Source organism: Proteus mirabilis HI4320 (assembly GCF_000069965.1).
Classification (GTDB): domain Bacteria; phylum Pseudomonadota; class Gammaproteobacteria; order Enterobacterales; family Enterobacteriaceae; genus Proteus; species Proteus mirabilis.
Genome location: NC_010554.1, coordinates 946,198 through 972,074, shown reverse-complemented (window position 1 = coordinate 972,074; position 25,877 = coordinate 946,198). Strand labels below are relative to the sequence as shown.

Here is a 25,877-nt window from a genome sequence, read left to right as displayed (position 1 = left end):
GTTTATATCCATTTTATGTCAATAAACTTACTGTCCACTTAAAATTCTAGCAGGATCGAGTTTAGTTGCTCGACGAGCAGGATACCAACTGGCAATCAAACTCAAAATAACCGTCGTCAAAAATACGGAGAAAACATCAATTGCATGTATTTCTGAAGGTAAGAAATCGACAAAATAGACATCTCCTGATAACACACTATGCCCTGTCATGGATTCAATTACCGAGACAATAGGGGTTAAATTTAGTGAGACAACTACCCCCATAATAACACCGGCCACGCATCCGATCATGCCTGACAACAGTCCGTACCATAAGAAAATATTGCGAATATGGCTATCCCTTGCACCTAACGTTCGTAAAATAGCAATATCTCCGCTCTTATCTCTTACCGCCATAATCAGCGTCGAGACAATATTAAAACAAGCAACCCCAATCACTAAAATCATTGAGAGATACATAATGCTGCGGATCATCTGAATATCGCTATACATATAACCATAATCGCTGATCCAGCTTTTAGCATAAACATAGGCTTGGCTATTTAAGCCTGCATTATGAATAATTTCATTAGCTAGAAATGGATCGCTTGTTTTCACTTCAATACCCGTAATTCCTTTGCCGTAATCAAGATACTGTTGCGCATCTGCCAATGGAATTAACGCTAATTGGTGATCGAGCATACCACTGAGTTTAAATATACCACTGACTTGTAAACGAATGCGTTTAGGTTGTAATAGCTTTTTCGGATCATCATTGTTAGGGATCAGAATAGTTAACCAATCACCTTGTTTGATTTTTAAGGCATCGGCAACACCTTGGCCAATAATGATTTGCTGTTGACCCGCTTGAAAATGTTGCCATGCATTATTTTGCACATAGCTCGGTAATAAACTGATATCACTTTGTTTATTCGGTTCAACCCCCATCACTTGTACCGCTTTTAATTCGGTTCCTTTTTCAAGTAATCCGGTTAATAAAATATAGGGGGCAGCAGCAACAACACCCTCAGTATTTTCAATCCGCGATAGTGCCGGTTGCCAAGATATAAAGGGTTGTTCTACCGAATAAATTTGTCCATGGGGAACCACAGAAAGAATGCGGTTTTTTAATTCACGTTCAAAACCGTTCATGGCACTTAATCCGATAATCAATACCGCTACACCCAACATAATGCCCAGCGTTGAGATAATCGAAATTAATGACACCATACCAGCACGTTTTCGTCCTTTTGAAAAACGTAATGCGGTAACTAAAGCAAGTGGCAACTGCGCCATTATTCCACTCCTGAAATCGCTTCTTGAGACTCTAATTGACCATCTTTCATTTCAAGTTGACGTTGAAAGCGTGCCGCGAGAGATAAATCATGAGTAACAACCAAAAAGGCAGTTTTCTTTTCTTTATTTAATTTCATGAGTAATTCGAAAATACCTTCCGCATTTTTTTGGTCAAGATTACCTGTCGGCTCATCGGCTAAAACTAACGCCGGATCGTTTACTAAGGCTCTAGCAATAGCAACACGTTGTCTTTCTCCCCCAGATAACTCAGAAGGACGATGATGTGCACGAGCAGTTAATCCTACGGCATCAAGTAAAGACATCGCTTTCTGTTTGGCCTTTACTGCACTCATTCCACCAATCATTAGAGGCATTGCAACATTTTCTAATGCAGTAAAATCAGGTAATAAATGGTGGAATTGGTAGATAAAACCCAATTGAGTATTACGTAAATCCGCTTTTGCCGTTGAAGTTAATTTATTGAGCGATTGCCCTTTAAATATCACTTCACCTGAGGTTGGAGAATCTAAACCACCCAATAAATGTAATAGGGTACTTTTACCTGAACCTGAGCTGCCGACAATCGCCATAAAATCACCTTGATTGATCGCGAAAGAGACGGATTTTAAGACTTGTGTTGAAATAGCACCATCTTGATACTGCTTACAAAGTGCATGACATTGTAATAAAGGGGTATTACTCATAACGTAGCGCCTCTGCTGGCTGAATAGTTGCGGCCCGCCAAGACGGGTATAAAGTCGATAATAGTGAAATCACAATAGCGGCAAAACCAATCATAAAGACTCGGCTCCACTCTAAAGTCGCGGGTAATTCTACCCCATGAGGAATAAGCCCTACCGCAGGCATAATCACATTTAGTTGGCTTGATAGTAACGCCCCTAACAAACCTCCGGCAATAGCACCTAAAATACCGGCACCTGCTCCTTGTAGCATAAAAATAGACATTATCTGTGAACGCTTTAAGCCCATGGTTTGTAATATTGCCACTTCACCTTGTTTTTCCATCACCAGTAATGAAAGCGAAGTAATAATATTAAACGCGGCGACCGCAATAATTAGGCTTAATAATAAGCCCATCATATTTTTTTCCATTTTCACTGCTTGGAAAAATTCGCCCTTTCGTTCACGCCAATCTTTCCAACTTAAACCTGCTGGCAAAGGTTCAGCACTGTATTTTTCAATATTAAGGGGGGTTGAGAAGAATAGACGCCATCCGGTAATATTGCCGGGTTGATAGCGCATCAAACGCGCCGCATCTTGTTGATTGACCAGAAGTTGAGAAGCATCAGCATCACCACCACTTTGGAAAATACCTTTGACAGTAAACAGTCGTTGGCTAGGCACTCGGCCCATTGGGGTGAGTTGGCTTACGCCGGGAACAATAAGGCGAATGCTATCCCCTTCTTTGGTTTTTAGCTGTTTAGCTAAACCACTACCGAGGATCACACCATATTCTCCCGGTTTTAATAACGAGAAATCGCCATAGCGAATAAACTGTGTTAGGGGTTCATCTTGTGCTTTATCAATCCCTAACATCACGCCAACACCGATATTATCTTTACTTTGTAATACCACATCCCCTTCAACTAAAGGAACGACATTGATAACATCTTCTCGTTTTAATAACATTTGTGCAGTACTATCTTGTTTGGGTAGCTGCCCATTGGGTGTTGTGATAACAGCTTGTGGAATATAGGCCAAAATGCTGTTTTGTAATGAGCGTTCAAAGCCATTCATCACAGAAGTCACTGTGATCAATGCCGCAACACCCAGCATAATCCCTAAAGCGGATAGCCATGAGACGAATCGACCAAATTTGTCGACTGCGCGACCCCGCATATAACGGAGCCCTATAAAAAATGAGACAGAATTGTACATGAAAACTGTGCTGTTCCTGTTGCTAATGCTAAGTGTTCAGGGATAATAAAGGGTAGTCTTACTGAATGGAACCACTCTATTCCCAAACTGTGGTTTTTTCTTTTATCTTAACCTGCCCGCCAGTTTAAGCTTTGGCGATGTCGCTAAAGATGTGTTGGGAGTTAACTACAACCAAGAGTTCACATTACACGCTTATGTCCTCAGAATATCGTTATCAACTTCCTGTAAAACAAGGGGATACTCGCCAGCTGGGTCAGCTGACAGGTGCCGCTTGCGCCCTAGAATGTGCAGAAATCATCAAACGTCATGCTGGATTAGTCGTTCTTGTCACTCGTGATATGCAAAATGCACTGCGTTTACAAGATGAAATCCGTCAGTTTTGTGATTATCCTGTAGAGACATTATCTGATTGGGAAACATTGCCTTACGACAGTTTTTCTCCCCATCAAGAAATAATCTCTAACCGCCTTTCTACGCTATACCGTATTCCATCACTTCTCAAGGGAATTTTAATCTTACCCGTCAATACGTTAATGCAAAAAGTCTGCCCAACAGATTATCTCGCAAGTCATGCATTAATAATGAGTAAAGGAGAGCAACTTTCTCGCGACAATTTACGCAAAACATTTGATGAGGCGGGTTATCGTCATGTAGAACAAGTGTTAGAACATGGCGAGTATGCAACACGCGGCGCATTACTTGACCTATTCCCGATGGGCAGTGAATTTCCTTATCGAATTGACTTTTTTGATGATGAGATAGATAGCCTAAGAACTTTTGATGTTGATACGCAACGCACCTTAACAGAAGTCGAGCAGATCAAACTATTACCGGCTCATGAGTTTCCAACTGATCCTAATGCGATTGAACTCTTTCGTAGCCAATGGCGTGAACGTTTTGAAGTAAGACGTGATCCTGAACATATCTATCAACAAGTAAGTAAGCAAGTATTACCCGCAGGGATTGAATACTGGCAACCGCTCTTTTTTAGTCAGCCATTATCCAATTTATTTGCTTATTTCCCACAAAACACCTTAATTGTGACGCAAGATCTGCAAGATTGCGCTGATAAATTTTGGCAAGATATCAACCAACGTTATGAAAGCCGTCGTGTTGATCCCATGCGGCCATTACTGCCACCAGATGATATTTGGCTTAATGTCGAAACGCTCAATCAACAGTTAAAACAGTGGCCACGTATTCAACTTAAAACGCAAGCACTGCCGGAAAAAGCGGGTTATACCAATTTAGGTTATCAACCACTGCCTGATTTATCAGTCAATGCACAAAGTAAATCACCGCTTGATAATCTACGCCGTTTCCAAGAGCAATTTTCTGGCAGTATTGTTTTTTCGGTTGAAAGTGAAGGCCGGCGGGAAACCGTTCAAGATCTCTTATCTAGAATTAAAATTGCCCCCAAACAAATTATTGAATTAGCGGATGCTAAAGAGAAAGGGTGTTATTTTATTATTGGCTCTGCAGAGCATGGCTTTATTGACAATTATCGTCAGTTAGCGCTGATCTGCGAAAGTGATATGTTAGGTGAGCGAGTCCACCGTCGCCGTCAAGATAATCGTCGCACCATCAATACCGATACATTGATCCGCAATCTGGCAGAATTAAGTCCCGGACAACCTGTTGTCCATCTTCAGCATGGGGTGGGTCGTTATCAAGGTATGACCACCTTAGAAGCGGGTGGCGTAAAAGCAGAGTACTTGATCCTCTCGTATGCGGGAGATGACAAACTCTATGTTCCTGTTTCGTCACTGCATTTGATCAGTCGCTACTCTGGTGGGGCGGATGAAAATGCGCCTCTTCATAAATTAGGGGGTGATGCTTGGACTCGTGCACGCCAAAAAGCAGCCGAAAAAGTGCGGGATGTGGCGGCGGAATTATTAGATGTCTACGCTCAACGAGCCGTAAAATCTGGTTTTGCGTTTAAATTAGATAAAGAACAATATCACACTTTCCGCCAAAGCTTCCCTTTTGAAACCACACCCGATCAAGAGATGGCAATTAATGCCGTATTAAGTGATATGTGCCAAGCCATTGCCATGGATAGGCTAGTATGTGGTGATGTTGGTTTTGGTAAGACAGAAGTTGCTATGCGTGCGGCATTTCTTGCAATAAGCAACAATAAGCAAGTGGCTATTTTGGTGCCTACTACCCTACTGGCTCAACAACACTTTGAAAACTTTCGTGATCGCTTTGCTAATTGGCCGGTCAATATTGAGATGATCTCACGTTTTCGTAGTGCCAAAGAGCAACAGCAGATCACCGAAAAATTAGCAGAAGGCACCATTGATATCGTTATTGGTACACATAAATTATTACAACCGGGCATTCAATGGAAAGACTTAGGGTTATTAATTGTTGATGAGGAGCATCGCTTCGGTGTACGTCATAAAGAGCGTATTAAAGCAATGCGTGCCAATGTCGATATATTAACCTTAACGGCCACCCCTATTCCTCGTACGCTAAATATGGCGATGAGTGGTATGCGTGATCTGTCAATTATTGCCACCCCACCCGCTCGCCGTTTATCCGTTAAAACATTTGTCCGCGAATATGATGATCTGGTTGTTAGAGAGGCTATCTTGCGTGAAACATTACGTGGCGGGCAAGTGTACTATTTATATAACGATGTTGAAAATATAGAGAAAGCGCGTGATAGGCTAGCACAGTTAGTACCTGAAGCTCGTATTGGTATTGGCCATGGGCAAATGCGTGAACGTGAGCTTGAACGTGTGATGAACGATTTTCACCATCAACGATTTAATGTATTGCTCTGCACCACCATTATAGAAACGGGTATTGATATTCCGAGTGCCAATACCATTATTATTGAACGTGCTGATCACTTTGGTTTAGCGCAGCTACACCAATTACGTGGACGCGTTGGTCGCTCTCACCATCAAGCCTATGCTTATCTATTAACCCCTCATCCCAAAGCAATGACTAAAGATGCCCATAAACGCTTAGAAGCGATTGCCTCCCTAGAAGATCTCGGCGCAGGTTTTGCTTTAGCCACACATGATCTAGAAATTCGTGGTGCGGGAGAGTTATTAGGTGAAGAGCAAAGCGGTCAAATGAATACCGTTGGCTTCTCTTTATATATGGAGTTACTAGAAAGTGCAGTTGAAGCATTAAAAGAGGGTCGAGAGCCATCATTAGAAGATCTGACCAATCAGCAAACCGAAATTGAATTAAGAATGCCGGTGCTATTGCCCGATGACTATATTCCTGATGTCAATGTAAGACTCTCTTTCTATAAACGTATTGCCAGTGCCAAAGACTTAAATGAACTTAATGATCTAAGGGCAGAGCTTATTGATAGATTCGGCACCTTACCTGATGCAGGACGCAACTTATTACGTAATGCGGCTATTCGATTAAGCGCCATGAGTTTAGGTATATCTCGCATTGAAGCCCATGACAAAGGTGGCTTTATTGAGTTTGGTGAAAAAAATAATGTCGACCCGACTTATTTAATCGGTTTATTGCAAGAGCAACCGAGCGTCTTCCGTTTAGATGGCCCTACCAAATTGAAATTTATGATAAGCCTAACCGATCGAGAAAAACGACTCACTTTTATCGACGATATGCTCACCGCTTTTAGTGAACACAAAATAAACGCATTGTCTGTTTAGATAATAAAATGCAAAAAGGCCTAACATAATAAATATTAGGCCTTTTTTATCTTATCAGTTATCAGCGTTAATGCTAAAAAGAAAACCGTTACTCTTTACGGCAAGGAATATTTTCATTCATAGAACAATATGGCTCTTGCTCCAAAACAAGTCGGCCATCGCTATCTAGCGCGATGATATCGCCCGGTTTAAATGTCGTTCTCACTTTACCCGGTGTACCATCAATTGTGTAAAGCACATCATAACCGATAACTCGCCTTTCTTGGCGGTAAATGGGAATACATTCTCTAAATTGAGCATAAGGGAAGTGAGCAATACTTTTATTGTTTAGCGCTTCTATCATATAGAAAACACGGCACTCTTGCTCTGCGGGATGAAAACGCGATAATTTTTCTGGTGTAAATTGTGTAGGCAGTCCAATACGATGGCAATACTCTTCTGTCACAAAAACGGTTGATTTAATCGGTGTTGCTGAAACCACATGGGCAAATTGTGGCCGTGGAAATATCCACTTCCAAGCGACAAATAAAAGAATAGCTAATACAAGGATTAGTCCTATTAGTGTGAACTTTTTGCTATCAACACTCACTTTTTCCCCTTTTTATGCGTTTATCCCTATTTTACTATTTTTTTGTTATAAGCGGATTTCACTCTTTTATCACCACGTTGTAATTCAATATGTTGAATGAATAAGCTTATATGAAAAAATATATTATTACGTCCTTGCTGATTAACATCATAAGTAAACTATGTACTTATAACATGGTAAATACACCACTAATTATTGTTTTAATCAGTTAATTAAATACGCGCTATTTTCTAATTATTTTCAAAAAAATTAAGAATGAACTTAAATATTTCTTATCTCATCAATGAAATCTAATTTCATTTACATATTTATAAATATAGCGTAATGATAACATCAAGTTAACAAATGTAATCTCTTTTAAGAAACTTCTTCATTAACCTTTACATAGCCGATTTGCTTTTCACTATGCGTAACAGATTGGTTTGTACATAAAGATAATAAAAATAATAGATTAAATACATGTTTTTTATTCACATATATTATTTATAAGTTTTAATATGTATCTTTAAATACCATAACATTTTATGACCTAAATAAATTCTTAAAAGCGCCTATTTCTATTTAAGAAAAATCTTAATTTATGAAAAACCCCTATTCTATTGAAGATTATTTTTATATATAAATAATTAAATTTATAGAAATAACACTATATTTTTCATAAAGTTATTTGAAATTGAAGCTTAATATTATTAAAAAATTAATTCGATATCCACATAAATATTTTCTACTGAATTAATCATCTAATTCAGAGATTCTTATTTTGACTGTTCACAATTATTACTACTCTTTAGATAGATAAAACCCCCGACAATATAAATACTGCGGGGGGTTAAAATAAACTTTTGTTTGCTAAAAGAAACAAAAGTTAGAAAAATAAACCATTATTCACTAATGAAGTTTTAGTTTTGGTCTAATCACACGATTGATTGATCCAACTAACATCATCAAACCCGTTTTAAGATAACCATGTAACGCGATTTGGTGCATACGGTATAAAGAAATATAAACGATACGTGCAATACGCCCTTCTATCATCATATCGCCTTTCATTAAGTTGCCCATCAAACTCCCTACCGTACTAAATTTAGAGAGCGAAACTAACGAGCCATGATCTTTAAACACATATTCTTTTAACGTTTTACCCTTTAACATGGCTAAAATATTGCTATAACAACGGCTTGCCATTTGATGAGCGGATTGTGCCCTTGGCGGAACAAAACCTCCCTCTTTTCGCGGACAGGATGCACAATCACCAATCGCAAAAATCGCATCATCTAATGTTGTTTGTAATGTCGGCTTAACGACTAATTGGTTAATACGATTGGTTTCTAATCCAGCGATATCTTTCATAAAGTCTGGGGCTTTGATCCCCGCAGCCCAAACCATCAGATCAGCATCAATATGCTCGCCATCTTTGGTATTTAACCCTTTTTCATCGGCGCTTGTTACCATGGTTTTCGTCATCACGCGCACACCCAACTTAGTCAGCTCTTGATGTGCTGCACTTGAAATACGCACGGGTAATGCAGGTAATATTCGCTCACCCGCCTCAACAAGCGTGATATTAAGGGCTGATGGCGCTAATTTTTTTAAACCATAACTATTGAGTTGGCGAACAGCATTGTGTAATTCGGCAGATAATTCCACTCCAGTTGCACCACCACCCACAATCGCAATATTTACTTTACGATTTTCAGCTTCTGCGTTGGAGTCTGCTGAATATTTTAAAAATAAATTGAGCATTTCATTATGAAAACGGTGTGCTTGCTGTGGGCTATCTAAAAAGATGCAGTGCTCTTTGATCCCTGGGGTGCCAAAATCATTAGATTTACTGCCTAAGGCCATGACTAAAATATCATAATCGAGTTGACGCTCTGGAACTAATAGCTCTTGATTTTCATCATAAATAGCAGCCAAAGTGATATTTTTATGTTGGCGATCAAGCCCTGTTAAAGTGCCTAATTGAAAATTAAAGTGATGGTTATAACCATGAGCGAGATAACTTAATGCATCAACACCATCATCTAACGAGCCTGTGGCAACTTCATGTAACAGAGGTTTCCATAAGTGACTATTATTTCTATCAACAAGGGTAATTTCTGCTTTTTTTTTGCGCCCTAACTTATCACCCAATTTAGTCGCTAGTTCTAATCCACCAGCTCCACCACCGACTATAACAATTTTTGTTAATGACATATAACGTCACTCCTAAAGATATTTACTGTTGTTATTTAAGTCATCTTGGTTAAATCCACTTAAATAACGACAGTTAAAACGTTTCAGTCAATGATTTTGATAATAGCCAAAGCTCATTGGCAATATGGTCATACCAAAGTTGATTTATATCAAAAAAATTTGAATTTTCATACCTGTTTTTTGATGAATCGAGTCATTTAGGTTGTTTTTCATTCGCCAATAGAACATCTTATTGACATATAGCTATTTTTTACCATAACTATCAATTAGATAGAGGATATAAGTGAATAATTCAGTCGGAATATGAGAGGGGCTAAAAATAATAAAAAAAAGAAAAAATATAAATCAAAAAAAGATGGACAAAATGCACTCTGTCCATCTTACATAAGCCAATTTTAAGCGGGGATTTTGCTATTAAATGCTTTAATTTTAAAAAGATGTTCTGACAAGCTTTTGAACTTATGTGTCTGCGTTTCATCCCAAATAATCGAATAATAAGGTGATAACTCATCAGCAGAACGCTGGTTATCTAAAATCTCATCATGACGGGATAAAATCACTAATGCATTGTCTCTATTTTTAGAGCGAAAATCTTGAATACACTTAGTGGCAATATCTAAATACTCTTCAGGTCTATCAATCTTATCAGTCATATTTTCATATGGAAAAAGATTGGGGTTAATCATTACTTGGCGAATATTAGATAAAAAACCGATACGCTCTGCCCAGTAGCCACCTAATCCAACACCACAAATCAGCACCGGCTGTTTTGTCGATTTAATCAGTTTATCCGTCTCTTTGAGTAGATGTTGCATATCGTGACGTGGATGCAACGTACTGTAACTGAGAAAACGGACATCAGGATCAATAAACTGTAGCTGTAATACCTTCTCATGATTTCCCGGACTAGTGGAATCAAAGCCATGTAAATATATAATCATGCGCGCTCCTGCCATTGCTCCTGTAATTGGGTCAGCATTTGATTCGCTTTTTTCCAACGATCAGATGCTTGCAGTTCACTTAATGTGTAACGACCTCGGTGATGGTACAACGCCGAAATGCGTTCTGCTTTGACAAAGGACAGGTTATCTAACACACTTACCGCCCCTTTACGGTTATTACACACTAAAAGCATATCACAACCCGCATCTAATGAACGTTGTGCTCTCTGCGCATAACTTCCCATAATAGCGGCACCCTCCATAGATAAATCATCTGAGAAAATAACGCCTTGGAAACCGAGTTGTTCACGTAAAATTGATTTCAACCAATAAGGAGAGCCACTTGCTGGACGCTCATCAATCTGAGAATAAATAACATGAGCTGGCATAATGGCATCTAATAATTGACGTTGGATAAAATCTTTAAAGATAGCCATATCACGTTGACGAATATCGTTTAAAGAGCGCTCATCACGTGGCGTTTCTTTATGGGAATCGGCTCTGACTGCACCATGACCAGGAAAATGCTTACCTGTTGATTTCATACCTGCAGAGCGCATTCCTTTAATAAAGCTTTCCGCCATATCCATAGCGATTTCTGGACACTCATGGAAAGAGCGCTCACCGATAGCAATACAGTCATGACCAAGATCTAGGACAGGAGCAAAGCTAATATCAATATCCATTGCGATCATTTCTGATGCCATTAACCAACCGGCCTCTTGTGCTAAGCGACTAGCTTGATAGCGCTCATTAAGCGCAGCATAAGATTGCGCGGCAGGTAAGCGAGTAAAACCATCACGAAAGCGCTGTACTCGCCCTCCTTCTTGGTCAACGGCAATCACTAAACGCTCATGGGAAGCATCACGGATTTGGCGCACTAATTCATTTAACTGCTCAGCGTCGTGGAAGTTGCGGGTAAAGAGGATCAAACCACCAACAAGGGGATGCTTTAAAATTTCACGCTCCTCGTTATCGAGCTCATATCCTTCAACATCAAGCATTACAGGACCCATAACATTCCTCTCTTTGTTATTGCAATAATAAAATCTTTTCAATTCATCAGACTAAAATAGCGACGTAAAGGTTCAGACATAGCCAAAAACGCGTTATCTTTGGTTTGTTGCCAACGAACCTCATACCACATCAGCATCATATACAAGATAAAGGGTTCTCTTAATAAAATACGCTGCTTTAATACGTTAACCGAATAAAACGGCTGCTGTTGTGGGTGTTGCCTATTTTGCTGATCATTATTTAATTCAGTATAGTGATGATATGCACAATACTCATGTAAAAATGCTGTTTGTTGTGCGCTGTTTAACTGATTTGCGGCAAAAAATGTCATTAATGAATCTGCCGTATCAATATCAGCGGCATATTCCCAATCAATAAATTTTATACCTGAATCGCTCAGAAGAATATTCTCAGGATGAAGATCCATGTGAGCTGGCGCGTATTTTATGAGTGTACGTCGAGGTTGACGTAAAAAATCGTGATGTAAACGTAACCACTTTGGTGATAATCGTTTTCTGTCAATATGATACCAATAGACTGAAAGTTCATGCCACAAATCAAGAGGAAACCCAAAAGGTTTTTGCTGATGTAACTTAGCAATTTGATGAGCTAATGATTTGAGATGGGGGTCAAATAACTGCTGATGAGTAAGATGCTCACCCTCTAGCCACTGGAAAAAAAACCATGCACCATGGCGTTTAATAATATTTGGTGCAAGCTGAGTATTTAATAACTGTTTTAAAATCGAAGACTCTTTTTTAGCCCTGACAAAAAGTGCCGTTTTTTCAGTGCCATAATAACGAGCAACCCAATCTATCCCATTACTTTGCAAACGAAAAGTGCCGCCCCCTAATCCCGCTAAGGCGGTTATTTGCCACTGTGATAAGGGTATTGCGGGAAACCATTCCCGCAATAGGCTCAATAACTGTTGTTGATAAGACTTACTCAACCTTATGGCGCCCGCTCCAGAGTATTTCTCCGCTCGCAACCGACATTAATTGCATGCTGATCACACGATTATCTTTCTTACCATCGACAGTAGAAAACAAAATATAGTCTGCTTGCAAATAACGCGCTAAACCAATTGCCGCACTGCGCAATCCTAAGCTATCTTCACCGGATAGTCCTAATGCTTTTCTTGCTGACATCATTTGTGCATAAGGAACTGTTTGTAATGCACTAATACTATTTACTGAGTCGATAATTGTGTTAGTAGCATTAACTGCTTGGATGTTTCCGCCCGAATTATTTTTTACATTATCAACCACTAATAATTTGCCAGTTGCTAAATCATCCGTGACAGACATCTCTCTAATTAATGGCTGAATGGCCGCGTTCCAATTAATACTGGTTATTTTTGGCGGTGTTGGTACAACCTCTATGGGTGGCTCGATAGGTTTAGGTGGCTCTGTTGGCTCTGTGGGAGTAACAGGCTCTACAGGTGCTGGGGGTTGTTGTGGTAACATCGATGGACAACCTGCCAGTAAAAATACCGCTGCCACCACAAATAGCATTTTTTTCATATGACTACCTTATCCTAAGTAAAGAGATAGACTCTGACATAACTCACTGTTTTATTGGGTATATCAGCACTGATCTCAGTATCACCATCGCCCAAAATCATCACATCATTTACGCGGCCTGCCGGAGAAATTTCCAGTCCTTGCTCGTTATACCAATAAAAACGATAACGAATAGAGACAGGATAAGATCGCGTATTCGATAACGTCACCGTGGCGCGACTCCCCTGTTCATAACGCGTCAATAATGGTTTGCCTGCCACAATACCTACAGCTAAAACCGACGGCTCCATCACAATAGATTGTTGACGATTAAAATAGAGTTTATTGTCTGAATGAGACGCAAAACATCCAGCCAATAACGTTGTCATCAACAATACTATAAGTAATGAATAAACCCTTTTAGCTTGTTTTATCATGCTGCTACCTTGTTGCCATGATGATCTATTATCACATTAGATTATTTGCTTAATAATGGCCCTAATGGTTTTCCACCTAAAAGATGCATATGAATATGGAAAACTTCTTGCCCACCATGTTTATTACAATTCATTACTAAACGATATCCCTCTTCTGCAATACCTTCTTGCTGAGCAATTTTAGCTGCCACAACAAATAGATGACCTAAAACTTGTTCATCTTGTGCAGTAACATCGTTTACCGTTGGAATAAGTTTATTGGGGATAATTAAAATATGAGTAGGCGCTTGGGGTGAAATATCACGAAATGCAGTGACAGTATCATCTTGAAAAACGATATCTGCAGGAATTTCACCACGAATAATTTTACTAAAAATTGTCTCTTCTGCCATTTTTATCACCTTATTATTTATTTTAATTCCTAGCCATCACTCGCCAATATTTCTATTGAACAACTTAGTCTGCGAGGTTTGGTATTTGAAAAAGTGTTGCAAAATTACGGGTGGTTTGCTGAGCAAGCTCTTCTATGCTCACCCCTTTTAATACGGCCATATACTCAGCAACATCACGTACATAAGCGGGTTGATTCTCTTTACCACGATGAGGCACTGGCGCTAAATATGGTGAGTCCGTTTCAACCAGAATACGATCAAGTGGTACGATACGTGCAGCTTCTCTAATTTGCTCGGCATTTCTAAATGTCACAATGCCTGAAAAAGAGATGTACATACCAAGATCAAGTAGCGCCATTGCTGTTTCTTTATCTTCCGTAAAACAGTGCAATACACCGCCACAGTCTTGAACCTTTTCTTCTTTTAAAATAGTTAGCGTATCTTCACGAGCGCTACGCGTATGTACAATAACAGGTTTATTAACTTGGCGCCCAATGCGAATATGTTCACGGAAAATTTCACGCTGAAGTGACGCATTTTCTTGTTGATAATAGTAGTCTAAACCTGTTTCGCCTAATGCAACAACATCGGCCTCAGCTGCAAGGCGCGCAAGCTCAGCGACATCGTGTCCCTCATCAAGGTTTAATGGGTGAATACCACAAGAAAAAGCCACATTATCACGCTTGCCGATCAGTTCGCGCATATTTTTAAAGCCGGGTAATGTTGTTGCGACAGCTAACATATATTTGACATCACGTTGTTGTGCTTTTTCTACAACATCATCAATATTTTTGTGCAGTTTTTCATAATCTAAGCTGTCAAGATGGCAGTGTGAATCAACTAAAAACATAATGTACTCTCATCGTTATATAACTTTATATTATTTCTTTTACTTGTCTGCTAAATAGAAAGGGAAATTATTTCCCTAGAGCAACTAGCTGGGCTTCCCAATCAAGTAACTGTTCTGCCAACAATAGCTCTTTATTGATTGCTGGAATGGTAACTAATTGATGGCGACACTGTTTCCAACTTTCGCTCACCGCTAACAACATTGCAGAAGGCAACTGTGATAACGCCATAATTAATGGCTGCTTATCTTGGTTGACACAATACACTTCAGCATGAGTTTGTCGTTTTAAAGCATCCAACAGTAATGATAATAACCAATAGATCTTACGTTCAGCATTATCTTGATTGAACTGAGCTAACAACCCATATAAATTTCGTTGTTGTAAGCTAACATATAACGCTTGGCAGAAGGCTTCTCTTTCTTGCCATTCTTGTTTTAGTAATGATAACGCTAAAACGGGCGCACCTTGAGATAGGTTTAATGCTGTGACACCATCGGCATAAGCCATATTAGGTAGCTGTTGTTGTAGCCAATGTATCGCATAATTCATCTCAGGCGGTGCTAAATGGTAATAGAAACAGCGACTACGTAGTGTTGCTAGCAATATTTCAGGTTGTTGACAATTCAATAAAAAATAGCAATTAACTGGTGGCTCTTCTAAGGTCTTTAATAACGCATTGGCTGCCGCTTCTGTTAATGCCTCAACCTCTTTTATCCATACCACTCGTGAGCCACCTTGTTGTGCATGGTGCTCAAGCTTTTCGGTGACTTTTCTAACCGCTTCGATCCCTATTGATGACTTTCCCTTTTCATTTTGCAAGATATGCCAATCTGGATGTGTTTCTGCCAACATCAAACGGCAACTATGACACTCATTACAGCTTTTTGAACCCTGCTTATTCTGACACATTAACCAACGACTTAATCCATAAGAAAGTGCATCAGCCCCCATTCCTTGAGATGCATGCAACAAAATCGCATGATGACCACGCCCTTCTTGGTACATACTTACCAGTTGTCGATATGCCTGATTTAACCAAGGATACCAATTCATAATGCGCTATTTTCCTGAGTCAGCCACTGATTGAGTACATCGCGAATATCCGCTTGTACTTTATCAATATCTTGTGATGCATCAATGGTAATAATCGAGGCGTCTTCTTTTGCTAATGCTTGATAACGTTCACGAGTGCGGTAAAAAAAGTCCATAGACTCTTTTTCTATTCTGTCCAATTCACCTCTTGCTCGTGCTCTGGCTAGACCAACTGCCGGATCTAAATCAAGATAAAGGGTAAGATCAGGTTTAAAATCTGCTAATACCGTATCACGTAGTGACTTCATCAGGGCTTTGTCTATTCCTCTACCACCACCTTGATATGCTTGTGAAGAGAGATCGTGTCTATCCCCTATCACCCACTTACCTTGGGCTAAAGCTGGTTTTATCACATTTTCAACCAGTTGCACTCGTGCAGCATATAACATTAGCAATTCAGCTTTATCGGTAACTTTTTCGCCTTCAATACCTTGTTTAATCAATTCCCGTAATTTTTCTGCAAGCGGAGTTCCCCCCGGCTCGCGCGTAAAGGCCAAATCGGTGATCCCTTGTTGTTTTAATGTATCAACAACCGTTTGAATAGCACTGGTTTTGCCAGCCCCTTCTAATCCTTCAATAACAATAAATTTGCTGTTTTTCATAATTATCTTTGTTGTAAGCGTCGGTATTGTGCGACGGCTTTATTATGCTCCGCCAACGTTGTAGAAAATTTATGCCCCCCAGTGCCATCTGCGACAAAATAGAGATAACGTGTATCCGCAGGATGTGCTGCGGCTTTAATGGAAGCAACACTTGGCATAGCAATCGGTGTTGGCGGTAGCCCATCAATTTGGTAGGTATTGTAAGGCGTATAGCCATTAAGATCACTGCGATAAATTGTACCGCGATATTTATCACCTAACCCATAAATCACAGTGGGATCAGTTTGTAAGCGCATATTACGTTTTAAACGATTAACAAACACCGAGGCCACTTTGGTTCTTTCTGCATCAATGCCTGTCTCTTTTTCAATAATCGATGCCATAATCAACATTTCATAGGCAGATTTATAGGGTAAATCACTATCGCGTTTTAGCCACTCTTCTTCTAATGTTTTTTCCATTTGCTGATAAGCACGTTTTAAAATGGCGATATCCGTCGTGCCTGCGGTGTAATGGTAAGTATCAGGAGCAAACCAACCCTCAAGATGGGTAATTTCAGGCTTCATTCCTATTTCTTGGCGTAACTTATCGCTTTCCATACCATTTGCGACAATCTTTAACTCAGGAGCTTTATCAAAAATAGCTTGCCAATCACTTAAACGGCTACCCTCGATAAATCGAATCGTAAACTGCGCCTCTTTGCCACTTTTTATTAACAGCAAAACATCTCGCAGTGTCATACCTTTTGTTAAACGATAAGTCCCTGCTTTAAATTGACTGAGTTCTGGTTTTACTTTTAATAAAATTTGAAAATAATCTCCTTGTTTAAGAAGATTATTCTTAATAAGCAATTGTTCCATCGCAATACGCCCTGTTCCTGCCGGAACAGTAAGCAGCATTTCATCTTGCTTTACCACAACATTGTTCTCTAACCCACGAAGGCTTTGCATAATATATAATGTGGCTGCGCCAGCGCTAATCAATAATGCAAAAAAGGCTATCCAAACTAATTTTTTTATCTTCATTTATAACTCATCAAACGTTAAGTCAGTGACAAACAGTGTTGTAAAACAACATGGTAAGCGTCTCTATCGCGATATTGATAGTGCTTATCATCTGAAAAATAGATCTGTTTTACGGGAATAATGGGCATCAGTGCATTGGTTAACCAAATTTCATCTGCTTGATAGAGCGTTTGCGGTTTTTCTCGCACAATGTGAATATCCCAGTCCAATTGTTGCGCAAAATCTAATACCTGCTGGCGCATGATCCCATTCACACCCGAAAGACTAATATCCGGGGTAACTAATTGATTTCCTTTACGCCAGAAAAGGTTTGCGGCATTCGCTTCAACTAAATATCCTTCATTGTCACACACTAACATGTCATCAAATGGGGTTGTTTCTAAATGGTGTTTAATCAGCACTTGCTCTAAGCGATTAAGATGCTTGATACCGGCTAATAAACTATTTTGTCCCAATCTCACTGGGCTAATGGCTAAAGAAACCCCTTGCTTTTGTAAGTTATGATAATAAAACGGGTAAGTTGAGCAGGATGTGATCACTGTGGGTGTGTCAAAGCCTTTCGATGAATAGCCTCGCCCACCGCTTCCGCGGCTAATAATCACCTTAATAACACTTTTTTCAGTGATTGTGGACGCTATTTGTAGAAGATGGCTGGCTAACCATTGCCAGTCTGGTGAGGGTAAAAACAGTGCATCACAACCGCGTTGTAAACGCTTAAGGTGAGCAGATAATAGAATAGGTTTACCTTGTTCAACGGCAAGTGTTGTAAAACAGCCATCACCAAATTGTACCGCGCGATCACTCACATTGATGCTTTGTTGCTGTTGTCCATTTACCCAATACATCAAACACCTTATTTATAATCTATGTTATTGATATTTTTTGTACATGATAAACAAGTTAATGTAAAAGGACAAAGCTATAGATAAAATAAAAGACCCAGCATGACGTCTGGGTCTTTAGACTAATTCAATACGCGAATAAGCGGTTTACACACGCTTAAAGAGAATCGAACCGTTGGTACCGCCAAAGCCAAATGAGTTACATAGTGCATAATCCATGTTCTCAACTTTACGCGCTTTATGTGGTACGAAATCAAGGTGACAATGTTCATCTTGATTATCAAGATTGATTGTTGGCGGTACAATTTGGTCACGTAAAGACAAAATAGTAAAGATAGACTCAATCGCCCCGGCAGCACCTAATAAGTGACCCGTCATCGATTTTGTTGAGCTAACTAATACATCAGTCCCTTTGCCAAATACCGTTTCAACAGCTTGCGCTTCTGCAATATCACCCGCATTAGTAGAAGTACCATGCGCGTTGATATAACCGACATCAGCAGCGGTAATACCCGCATCTTTCAATGCGTTTTCCATTGCAAGTGCACCACCCGCACCATTTTCTGCAGGAGAGGTCATATGGTAAGCATCACTACTCATACCAAAGCCAACAACTTCTGCATAAATTTTAGCGCCACGTGCTTTAGCGTGTTCATACTCTTCGAGGACTAACACACCTGCACCATCACCTAACACGAAACCATCACGATCTTTATCCCATGGGCGACTTGCCGCTTGAGGATCATCATTACGTGTTGATAATGCACGTACTGCACCAAAACCACCAACACCTAATGGTGTTGTTGCTTTTTCAGCACCGCCCGCTAACATCACATCAGCATCACCATAAGCGATAATACGAGCGGCATGCCCGATATTATGCACACCTGATGTACATGCAGTTGCGATAGAAATGGTCGGTCCACGTAAGCCATAAATAATGCTTAAATGGCCAGCAACCATATTAATGATGGTTGAAGGAACAAAGAATGGGCTAATTTTACGAGGGCCACCATTGATTAATGATGAATGATTTTCCTCGATAAGGCCTAAGCCACCAATACCAGAACCAATAGCAGCTCCGATACGACTTGCATTGGCTTCTGTTACTTCAAGACCTGAATCCGCAATGGCTTGAACACCTGCTGCAATACCATATTGAATAAAGAGATCCATCTTGCGCGCATCTTTACGCGAAAGATTGTAATCTTCATGATTGAAATCTTTTACCAATCCTGCGAATTTAGTCGCATGATGACTGGTGTCAAATTCTTCGATAAGGCCGATACCACTCTGTCCGGCACACACAGCTTTCCAAGAAGCTTCTGCGTTATTACCGACAGGAGATAACATGCCTAGTCCGGTCACAACTACACGACGCTTAGACACGCTTATCCTCCAAGGAGGGAAAAAGTTTAGGATTAAGAATATAGGCGGTCGAGTGACCGCCTAGATTAGCAAGCTTATTTACCTGCGTTTTCAACGTAATCAATAGCAGCTTGAACTGTAGTAATTTTTTCTGCTTCTTCGTCTGGGATTTCGATATCGAATTCTTCTTCCAGAGCCATTACCAGCTCAACTGTGTCAAGAGAATCAGCGCCTAAGTCATCAACAAATGAAGCTGAATTCACAACTTCTTCCTCTTTAACACCCAGTTGTTCAACAATGATTTTCTTAACGCGTTCGTCGATAGTGCTCATACTATTAAATTTCCTATCAAAACTCGCTTGCGCGATGATTTTCTTAGTTTATAAATACAGGAAAAGATCTAACCAATCCCGACTGTGTGGACTACTTTATTCGCTATATTTTGCATTATATTGTACGCAAAAAGCAAATATAAAGACGTCCCCGTAATTAGACCATGTACATGCCGCCATTGACATGCAATGTTTCACCCGTGATATAGCCTGCTTCATCAGAAGCTAAGAAAGCTACAGCACTGGCAATCTCTTTGGCATCACCTAAACGGTTAGCTGGCACTTGAGATAAAATACCGGCTCTTTGGTCTTCTGTTAACGCTCTGGTCATATCAGTTTCGATAAAGCCAGGAGCAACAACATTTACCGTAATGCCACGGGAAGCAACTTCGCGTGCTAATGATTTACTAAAACCAATCACACCCGCTTTTGCTGCCGCATAGTTTGCCTGTCCAGCATTACCCATGGTTCCAACTACTGAACCAATAGTAATTATGCGACCATAACGTTTTTTCATCATAGCACGCATAACTGCTTTAGACAGACGGAAGACTGATGAAAGATTAGTGTCAATGATATCTTGCCACTCATCATCTTTCATGCGCATCAACAGGTTATCACGAGTAATACCTGCATTATTGACCAAAATATCAATTTCGCCAAATTCCGCGCGCACATCAGCTAAAAATTTTTCAATAGAGTCAGTTTCTGTGACGTTTAACACAAAACCTTTACCTTTATTGCCTAAATATTCGCTGATCGCTTTAGCACCGTTTTCACTCGTTGCTGTACCAATTACGGTAGCACCACATGCTATTAGCTTTTCTGCAATCGCACGGCCAATACCACGGCTTGCACCAGTAACTAGCGCTATTTTTCCGTCAAATCCCATGAGATCCCTCAGTCATTTCCTAATGCAGCGTCTAATGATGCAATATCATTAACTGCTGCAGCGTTCATCTCTTTAGAAATACGTTTCGTTAAACCAGTTAATACTTTACCGGGTCCTATTTCTAATAATTGTGTGATGCCCTTACCAGCAATAAATTCAACCGTTTCAGTCCAGCGGACTGGGTTATAAAGCTGACGAACTAATGCATCTCGAATAGCATTAGCATCGGTTTGTGCTTTCACATCAACATTATTAACAACTTGAATTTCAGGTTGTTTAAATTCAATTTCTTGCAATGCAACAGCTAACTTATCTGCAGCAGGCTTCATTAAAGCACAGTGAGAAGGCACACTTACCGCTAAAGGTAACGCACGTTTCGCTCCAGCTTCTTTACATAATGCCCCTGCACGCTCTACGGCTTCTTTATTACCCGCAATCACCACTTGACCGGGTGAGTTAAAGTTCACAGGTGAGACAACTTGTCCTTGAGCCGCATCTTCACAAGCTTTTGCAATAGCATCATTATCTAATCCGATAATTGCATACATGGCGCCAGTACCTGCAGGTACAGCCTCTTGCATTAATTGACCGCGCAATTCTACTAGTTTAATCGCCGCAGCAAAATCAATTACGCCAGCACAGACTAAAGCAGAATACTCACCAAGACTGTGACCTGCCATCATTTGTGGCATTTTGCCTTGTTTTTCTTGCCATACTCGCCAAATAGCAACGGATGCTGCTAATAATGCCGGCTGTGTTTTCCATGTTTTGTTTAACTCTTCTTCAGGACCATTTTGCACTAAATCCCAAAGAGAATAACCCAATACATCAGATGCTTGAGCAAATGTTTCTGTCACTATTGGATAATGCTCGGCAAGTTCTGCAAGCATTCCAATCGCTTGTGATCCCTGTCCAGGGAAAACCATTGCAAAATCAGTCATGTTTATTTTCCTGATAATATTAAAAACGGATAAGTGCAGAGCCCCAAGTAAAGCCGCCACCAAACGCTTCTAACAGAATTAACTGCCCACGTTGAATGCGATTGTCTCTTACAGCTTCATCTAATGCTGTAGGAACGGATGCTGCTGACGTATTACCGTGGCGATCTAATGTCACCACGACTTTATCCATTGTCATATCCAGCTTTTTGGCTGTTGCTGAAATAATTCTTAAATTTGCTTGATGAGGCACAAGCCAGTCGAGTTCCGATTTATCAATATGATTCGCTTCTAATGTTTCATCCACAATGTGGGCAAGTTCACGAACTGCGACTTTAAAGACTTCATTCCCTGCCATGGTGACATAAGCAGGTAAGTCTTGATTTTCTCTATCCTGATAAGGCAGAGCTAACAGCTCACCAAAACGCCCATCAGAATGTAAATGTGTAGAAATAATACCTGACTCTTCAGAAGCACCGACAACGACGGCACCAGCAGCATCACCGAAAAGAATAATTGTACCGCGATCGTTAGGATCTAACGCATGTGATAAGCGATCAGCACCAATCACTAAAGCTTGTTTCACCGTGCCAGCCTTAATAAATTGATCAGCGATACTTAACGCGTAAACGAATCCTGAGCACGCGGCTGCAACATCAAACGCGATACAATCAGCAATACCGAGGGCGTGTTGAATTTGACATGCCGCACTCGGAAACGCATGAGAGCCTGATGTTGTGGCAACGATAATTAAGCCAATTTCTTGTCTATCAATATCAGCCATTTCTAATGCATTCTCAGCGGCACTCGCACCCATTTTGGCAACAGTTTCTTCTTCTGTTGCGATACGACGTTCATGAATACCTGTTCTGGTGACAATCCACTCGTCTGATGTATCAACCATTTTTTCTAAATCGGCATTAGTTCGCACTTGTACAGGCAAGTAACTACCAGTACCTAAGATTTTTGTATACATACTATCAATCACTCTTGGGTAATACTGTATTCAGACGTGAGGCAATTCGTTCTGGAATTTGTCGCTCAATGGCCTGAACAGCCTGTTCTATTGCTGCTGTAAACGCGTTTTCATTTGCGCCACCATGGCTTTTAATGACGATACCGCGTAATCCTAACAGAGAAGCACCGTTATACTGGTCGGGGTTCATATGGCCAAAACGCTTATTTAGGCGTTTTTGTAACCATTTCTTCAATAATTTCATCCACCACGACGTTTTTTTATTGTCACCAGTAGAAGATTTAATCAATGAAAGGAAGACTCTAATCACCCCTTCCATTGTTTTAAGGGAAACATTACCTGCGAAGCCGTCACACACCAACACATCTGTTTTGCCGGTCAGTAACTCGTTACCTTCCACATAACCAATATAGTTTATATTTGGTGTCGCCTTAAGAACGGTGGCGGCTTCGCGGATATTATCTAATCCCTTACTCTCTTCTTCACCAATATTTAAAAGTGCCACTTTAGGTGAATGTATACCTGCAATTTCTTCTGCCATCACGGCACCCATAACAGCAAATTGAACTAACATTTGGCTATCACAGTTAACGTTCGCGCCTAAATCAAGAACGACGGTCTTGCTTTTTTTCTGATTAGGTAACACAGAAACCAATGCAGGACGTTCTATTCCATCAATCGCTTTTAGCCGAAGTTTTGCTAACCCCATCAACACACCGGTGTTACCTGCACTTACACATGCCTGTGCTTCCCCTGTTTTCACCAGATCGAGTGCCACGCGCATTGATGTGCCTTTACTTGCTCTAATAGCATGTGAAGGTTTGGCATCATTGGCGACAATATGTTCAGCCGGTATAACATGTAAACGGGAGATTAGCTCAGCATTTTGATTTGCAAGCAGAGGAGAGATAGAGTCTGGTTGACCCACCAGCAATATTTTTAAATGAGGATTAGATGCCAGCGCCCGCAAACATGCAGGCACTGTGATACGAGGACCGAAGTCCCCGCCCATCGCATCTAACGCTATGGTTAGATTTGTCAAAGTATCAACGAGCTATAAAGCTAATTACTTGTTGATAACCTTGCGGCCACGGTAGTAACCGTCAGCAGTTACATGGTGACGCAGGTGAGTTTCACCAGAAGTTTTGTCAACAGAAACATGAGTTGCTGTCAGTGCGTCATGAGAACGACGCATACCACGTTTAGAACGAGTTGGTTTGTTTTGTTGTACGGCCATTGACCTTACTCCTTAGTACTTTTCTTTAAACTGGCTAATACGGCAAATGGATTCGGCTTCTCTGATAATTCTTCAGGGAGTTCACCGAACACTTGTTCCGCGTCGGACACTTCACAGTGTTCAAAATCATGTACCGGAACCACCGGCAAGTTGAGGATTATTTCATCTTCAATCATCGCCAGCAAATCTATTTCACCAAAATCGTCTACGTCGATTGGCTCATATTCTTCCGGTAATGCTTCAGCCCGTTCATCACTAACAACAGGGCTAAAACAATATGTTGTGTGAACATGATAGGGAAAATGGCCCCCGCAACGTTGACACTCTAAAGTGACATCCACATCGGAATGCCCCTTGATGACTGCCAAACGTTGATGGTCAATATCAAATGATAAAGCCACATCAATATTACTGTCCACACTGACCACCGATTCAGCTAAGCGGCTAACTTGCTCAGAGGAATATTGACCGTCATAGTCTAAATTCTTCTGTGCTGCTCGCAGCGCATCAATGGTCAGGGGTAATTTTACCTTTTGCATAAGGCGCGCATATTATCTTTGTAATGGAATATAGTCAAAGAAAAAGGCGGGTTATCTACACCTTTCCACCAAAATTCGCTTTATCAGCGGCGCATAGTTTAGAATGTCGGGCATCATTTTGCTACGGATTTTATAAAAAATATGTTGCCACTGGTTCTTGCGTCGACTTCGCCCTTCCGAGCTCAGCTTCTGAAAAAGCTTGGAATGCCCTTTATACAGGCCTCCCCAAACATTGACGAAACCCCTTTGCCCACAGAGTGTGCACAAGCGTTAGTCACTCGTTTATCCTATGAAAAAGCGCGTGCTTTAGAGGTACAATACCCAAATCACTTAATTATTGGTTCAGATCAGGTTTGTGTACTCAATAAAAAAATTACGGGTAAGCCCCTTAACTTTGAAAACGCTTTTGCACAATTAAAACAAGCATCCGGTCAATGTGTATCATTTTATACTGGATTAACTTTATATAATAGCTCAACATTAGCCTATGAAAGTCATTGTGAATTATTTCAAGTTCACTTTCGGCATTTAACCGATGATGAAATTATCGGCTATTTAAATAAAGAAACGCCGTTTTATTGCGCAGGAAGTTTCAAATCTGAGGGGTTAGGAATTACTCTGTTCGATAAATTAAGCGGTGATGACCCAAATTCTTTAATCGGATTACCACTTATCCGATTGAATAAAATGTTACTCTCACAAAGAATTAACCCATTACTTTCCACAGATAATCAGGAATAGTCGTGATTGTCTTATTTTAATCTTATTTAGCGATAAAGCGTATTATGAATAAATTAGCATCAATTTTGGCAGCTTTAATCCTTACGGCATCGGTAGTAGGTTGCTCTGATGAGAAAGCACCTGACAATTCAGCCGTAAAAGCAGACAACAGTAGTAATGTTGCCCAAAATACTGATCCCAAAAAAGAAGATGAAAGTGCATCTTCATTTAAAAAGAACTTTATTAGTAGTTGCATACTCGGTTCTGGTGTGACTGATGATGCACTAATACCACAAATTACCGAAGTTTGTAGCTGTACTTACGACAACATCATCAAAGATTATGGTATGACCGAATTTATTCGTGTTGATATGGAAATGAGAAAAGACGGCTCTAAATCGCTACCGAAAGAGTGGAATATCGATAAAATTGTTGAGCAATGTATATCAACCATCACCAAATAACCTTGGCTGGATACTGATCCTATTTTCTAGGACGACAACGGTAAATCATTTGCAAACAAAGTGGGAAAAAATTTTCTCCCACTTTGCTAGTTTGAAAACAG

The 25,877-nt window shown here is 40.3% G+C and carries 27 protein-coding genes; 3 read left to right on the top strand and 24 right to left on the bottom strand.

Translation table 11 applies throughout. The features are described from left to right. Positions 1–27 precede the first annotated feature (27 nt). From lolE to lolC, 3 genes are read right to left on the bottom strand one after another with little or no spacing between them, the layout of a single operon-like run. Complete coding sequence (gene lolE, locus PMI_RS04320; RefSeq protein WP_004247833.1) at positions 28–1,275, bottom strand: lipoprotein-releasing ABC transporter permease subunit LolE; 1,248 nt, start codon at positions 1,273–1,275, stop codon at positions 28–30. Beyond that, the gene (gene lolD, locus PMI_RS04315; RefSeq protein WP_004247832.1) at positions 1,275–1,979 is read right to left on the bottom strand and encodes a lipoprotein-releasing ABC transporter ATP-binding protein LolD; all 705 of its coding nucleotides are present in this window, start codon (positions 1,977–1,979) and stop codon (positions 1,275–1,277) included. The genes lolE and lolD overlap by 1 nt, the downstream gene beginning before the upstream one ends. After that, the gene (gene lolC, locus PMI_RS04310) at positions 1,972–3,174 is read right to left on the bottom strand and encodes a lipoprotein-releasing ABC transporter permease subunit LolC (protein WP_012367767.1); all 1,203 of its coding nucleotides are present in this window, start codon (positions 3,172–3,174) and stop codon (positions 1,972–1,974) included. The genes lolD and lolC overlap by 8 nt, the downstream gene beginning before the upstream one ends. A gap of 194 nt (positions 3,175–3,368) precedes the next feature. On the opposite strand from lolC, the gene mfd reads away from it, so the two are divergent. After that, on the top strand, positions 3,369–6,824 hold the full coding sequence (mfd, locus tag PMI_RS04305; protein WP_012367766.1) for a transcription-repair coupling factor: 3,456 nt from the start codon (positions 3,369–3,371) through the stop codon (positions 6,822–6,824). A gap of 88 nt (positions 6,825–6,912) precedes the next feature. Here mfd and umoD read toward each other — a convergent pair whose 3' ends face one another. The 21 genes from umoD to yceD form a co-directional block, all read right to left on the bottom strand. Beyond that, on the bottom strand, positions 6,913–7,413 hold the full coding sequence (umoD, locus tag PMI_RS04300) for a flagellar biogenesis regulator UmoD (protein ID WP_004247102.1): 501 nt from the start codon (positions 7,411–7,413) through the stop codon (positions 6,913–6,915). 888 nt (positions 7,414–8,301) lie between these two features. Beyond that, entirely contained in the window at positions 8,302–9,609 is a 1,308-nt protein-coding gene (locus tag PMI_RS04295; protein ID WP_004247101.1) for an NAD(P)/FAD-dependent oxidoreductase, read from the bottom strand. Positions 9,610–10,004: 395 nt separating this feature from the next. After that, positions 10,005–10,550, bottom strand: coding sequence for an alpha/beta hydrolase YcfP (gene ycfP, locus PMI_RS04290; protein WP_004247100.1), 546 nt, complete (start codon positions 10,548–10,550; stop codon positions 10,005–10,007). Beyond that, positions 10,547–11,566, bottom strand: coding sequence for a beta-N-acetylhexosaminidase (nagZ, locus tag PMI_RS04285; protein ID WP_004247099.1), 1,020 nt, complete (start codon positions 11,564–11,566; stop codon positions 10,547–10,549). Before nagZ ends, ycfP begins: the two co-directional genes overlap by 4 nt. A 38-nt stretch (positions 11,567–11,604) precedes the next feature. Beyond that, a complete protein-coding gene (locus PMI_RS04280) occupies positions 11,605–12,516 on the bottom strand; it encodes a phosphotransferase (protein WP_012367765.1) in 912 nt (303 codons plus the stop codon). After that, positions 12,509–13,090 (bottom strand): penicillin-binding protein activator LpoB, encoded by a 582-nt coding sequence (locus PMI_RS04275; protein WP_004247096.1) that lies wholly within the window; start codon positions 13,088–13,090, stop codon positions 12,509–12,511. Before PMI_RS04275 ends, PMI_RS04280 begins: the two co-directional genes overlap by 8 nt. 14 nt (positions 13,091–13,104) lie before the next feature. Continuing rightward, complete coding sequence (locus PMI_RS04270) at positions 13,105–13,506, bottom strand: YcfL family putative periplasmic lipoprotein (RefSeq protein ID WP_004247095.1); 402 nt, start codon at positions 13,504–13,506, stop codon at positions 13,105–13,107. A 41-nt stretch (positions 13,507–13,547) separates the two neighbouring features. Beyond that, positions 13,548–13,898: a purine nucleoside phosphoramidase gene (gene hinT, locus PMI_RS04265; protein ID WP_004247827.1), complete on the bottom strand. Its 351-nt coding sequence runs from the start codon at positions 13,896–13,898 to the stop codon at positions 13,548–13,550. Positions 13,899–13,962: 64 nt separating this feature from the next. After that, positions 13,963–14,748 carry a metal-dependent hydrolase gene (locus PMI_RS04260; RefSeq protein ID WP_004247093.1) on the bottom strand — a complete coding sequence of 262 codons (786 nt, stop codon included), beginning with the start codon at positions 14,746–14,748 and terminating at the stop codon, positions 13,963–13,965. Between the two features lie 67 nt (positions 14,749–14,815). Further along, positions 14,816–15,802 (bottom strand): DNA polymerase III subunit delta', encoded by a 987-nt coding sequence (gene holB, locus PMI_RS04255; protein ID WP_004247825.1) that lies wholly within the window; start codon positions 15,800–15,802, stop codon positions 14,816–14,818. Beyond that, positions 15,799–16,443 (bottom strand): dTMP kinase, encoded by a 645-nt coding sequence (gene tmk / locus PMI_RS04250; RefSeq protein WP_004247091.1) that lies wholly within the window; start codon positions 16,441–16,443, stop codon positions 15,799–15,801. Before tmk ends, holB begins: the two co-directional genes overlap by 4 nt. Before the next feature lie 2 nt (positions 16,444–16,445). Then, positions 16,446–17,468, bottom strand: coding sequence for an endolytic transglycosylase MltG (gene mltG / locus PMI_RS04245; protein WP_004247090.1), 1,023 nt, complete (start codon positions 17,466–17,468; stop codon positions 16,446–16,448). A gap of 17 nt (positions 17,469–17,485) precedes the next feature. After that, entirely contained in the window at positions 17,486–18,313 is an 828-nt protein-coding gene (gene pabC / locus PMI_RS04240; protein WP_012367764.1) for an aminodeoxychorismate lyase, read from the bottom strand. Positions 18,314–18,457: 144 nt separating this feature from the next. Beyond that, on the bottom strand, positions 18,458–19,699 hold the full coding sequence (gene fabF / locus PMI_RS04235) for a beta-ketoacyl-ACP synthase II (protein WP_004247823.1): 1,242 nt from the start codon (positions 19,697–19,699) through the stop codon (positions 18,458–18,460). A 74-nt stretch (positions 19,700–19,773) separates the two neighbouring features. Next, on the bottom strand, positions 19,774–20,010 hold the full coding sequence (gene acpP / locus PMI_RS04230; protein WP_004247087.1) for an acyl carrier protein: 237 nt from the start codon (positions 20,008–20,010) through the stop codon (positions 19,774–19,776). Positions 20,011–20,167: 157 nt separating this feature from the next. Further along, a complete protein-coding gene (gene fabG, locus PMI_RS04225) occupies positions 20,168–20,902 on the bottom strand; it encodes a 3-oxoacyl-ACP reductase FabG (RefSeq protein ID WP_004247085.1) in 735 nt (244 codons plus the stop codon). A gap of 8 nt (positions 20,903–20,910) precedes the next feature. Next, positions 20,911–21,843: an ACP S-malonyltransferase gene (gene fabD, locus PMI_RS04220; protein ID WP_012367763.1), complete on the bottom strand. Its 933-nt coding sequence runs from the start codon at positions 21,841–21,843 to the stop codon at positions 20,911–20,913. A gap of 19 nt (positions 21,844–21,862) precedes the next feature. After that, entirely contained in the window at positions 21,863–22,816 is a 954-nt protein-coding gene (locus PMI_RS04215) for a beta-ketoacyl-ACP synthase III (protein WP_004247821.1), read from the bottom strand. 4 nt (positions 22,817–22,820) lie between these two features. Next, positions 22,821–23,858, bottom strand: coding sequence for a phosphate acyltransferase PlsX (gene plsX, locus PMI_RS04210; protein WP_012367762.1), 1,038 nt, complete (start codon positions 23,856–23,858; stop codon positions 22,821–22,823). Between the two features lie 24 nt (positions 23,859–23,882). Further along, on the bottom strand, positions 23,883–24,053 hold the full coding sequence (gene rpmF, locus PMI_RS04205; RefSeq protein ID WP_004247080.1) for a 50S ribosomal protein L32: 171 nt from the start codon (positions 24,051–24,053) through the stop codon (positions 23,883–23,885). 5 nt (positions 24,054–24,058) lie between these two features. Beyond that, complete coding sequence (gene yceD / locus PMI_RS04200) at positions 24,059–24,592, bottom strand: 23S rRNA accumulation protein YceD (protein WP_004247079.1); 534 nt, start codon at positions 24,590–24,592, stop codon at positions 24,059–24,061. A gap of 141 nt (positions 24,593–24,733) precedes the next feature. On the opposite strand from yceD, the gene PMI_RS04195 reads away from it, so the two are divergent. Further along, positions 24,734–25,333 (top strand): Maf family protein, encoded by a 600-nt coding sequence (locus tag PMI_RS04195; protein ID WP_004247078.1) that lies wholly within the window; start codon positions 24,734–24,736, stop codon positions 25,331–25,333. Between the two features lie 44 nt (positions 25,334–25,377). Further along, on the top strand, positions 25,378–25,776 hold the full coding sequence (locus tag PMI_RS04190; RefSeq protein ID WP_004247077.1) for a hypothetical protein: 399 nt from the start codon (positions 25,378–25,380) through the stop codon (positions 25,774–25,776). The last annotated feature ends 101 nt before the right edge of the window (positions 25,777–25,877 follow it).

Excerpts from the sequence above, each read along its gene's own strand:
- lolC (WP_012367767.1), bottom strand. The coding sequence starts at position 3,174 with ATGTACAATTCTGTCTCATTTTTTATAGGGCTCCGTTATATGCGGGGT.
- PMI_RS04295 (WP_004247101.1), bottom strand. The coding sequence starts at position 9,609 with ATGTCATTAACAAAAATTGTTATAGTCGGTGGTGGAGCTGGTGGATTA.
- fabD (WP_012367763.1), bottom strand. The coding sequence starts at position 21,843 with ATGACTGATTTTGCAATGGTTTTCCCTGGACAGGGATCACAAGCGATT.
- tmk (WP_004247091.1), bottom strand. The coding sequence starts at position 16,443 with ATGAAAAACAGCAAATTTATTGTTATTGAAGGATTAGAAGGGGCTGGC.
- lolD (WP_004247832.1), bottom strand. The coding sequence starts at position 1,979 with ATGAGTAATACCCCTTTATTACAATGTCATGCACTTTGTAAGCAGTAT.
- PMI_RS04260 (WP_004247093.1), bottom strand. The coding sequence starts at position 14,748 with ATGTTTTTAGTTGATTCACACTGCCATCTTGACAGCTTAGATTATGAA.
- yceD (WP_004247079.1), bottom strand. The coding sequence starts at position 24,592 with ATGCAAAAGGTAAAATTACCCCTGACCATTGATGCGCTGCGAGCAGCA.
- PMI_RS04195 (WP_004247078.1), top strand. The coding sequence starts at position 24,734 with ATGTTGCCACTGGTTCTTGCGTCGACTTCGCCCTTCCGAGCTCAGCTT.
- PMI_RS04190 (WP_004247077.1), top strand. The coding sequence starts at position 25,378 with ATGAATAAATTAGCATCAATTTTGGCAGCTTTAATCCTTACGGCATCG.
- PMI_RS04275 (WP_004247096.1), bottom strand. The coding sequence starts at position 13,090 with ATGAAAAAAATGCTATTTGTGGTGGCAGCGGTATTTTTACTGGCAGGT.
- PMI_RS04215 (WP_004247821.1), bottom strand. The coding sequence starts at position 22,816 with ATGTATACAAAAATCTTAGGTACTGGTAGTTACTTGCCTGTACAAGTG.
- holB (WP_004247825.1), bottom strand. The coding sequence starts at position 15,802 with ATGAATTGGTATCCTTGGTTAAATCAGGCATATCGACAACTGGTAAGT.
- mltG (WP_004247090.1), bottom strand. The coding sequence starts at position 17,468 with ATGAAGATAAAAAAATTAGTTTGGATAGCCTTTTTTGCATTATTGATT.
- ycfP (WP_004247100.1), bottom strand. The coding sequence starts at position 10,550 with ATGATTATATATTTACATGGCTTTGATTCCACTAGTCCGGGAAATCAT.
- rpmF (WP_004247080.1), bottom strand. The coding sequence starts at position 24,053 with ATGGCCGTACAACAAAACAAACCAACTCGTTCTAAACGTGGTATGCGT.
- nagZ (WP_004247099.1), bottom strand. The coding sequence starts at position 11,566 with ATGGGTCCTGTAATGCTTGATGTTGAAGGATATGAGCTCGATAACGAG.
- acpP (WP_004247087.1), bottom strand. The coding sequence starts at position 20,010 with ATGAGCACTATCGACGAACGCGTTAAGAAAATCATTGTTGAACAACTG.
- hinT (WP_004247827.1), bottom strand. The coding sequence starts at position 13,898 with ATGGCAGAAGAGACAATTTTTAGTAAAATTATTCGTGGTGAAATTCCT.
- fabG (WP_004247085.1), bottom strand. The coding sequence starts at position 20,902 with ATGGGATTTGACGGAAAAATAGCGCTAGTTACTGGTGCAAGCCGTGGT.
- PMI_RS04270 (WP_004247095.1), bottom strand. The coding sequence starts at position 13,506 with ATGATAAAACAAGCTAAAAGGGTTTATTCATTACTTATAGTATTGTTG.
- mfd (WP_012367766.1), top strand. The coding sequence starts at position 3,369 with ATGTCCTCAGAATATCGTTATCAACTTCCTGTAAAACAAGGGGATACT.
- pabC (WP_012367764.1), bottom strand. The coding sequence starts at position 18,313 with ATGTATTGGGTAAATGGACAACAGCAACAAAGCATCAATGTGAGTGAT.
- lolE (WP_004247833.1), bottom strand. The coding sequence starts at position 1,275 with ATGGCGCAGTTGCCACTTGCTTTAGTTACCGCATTACGTTTTTCAAAA.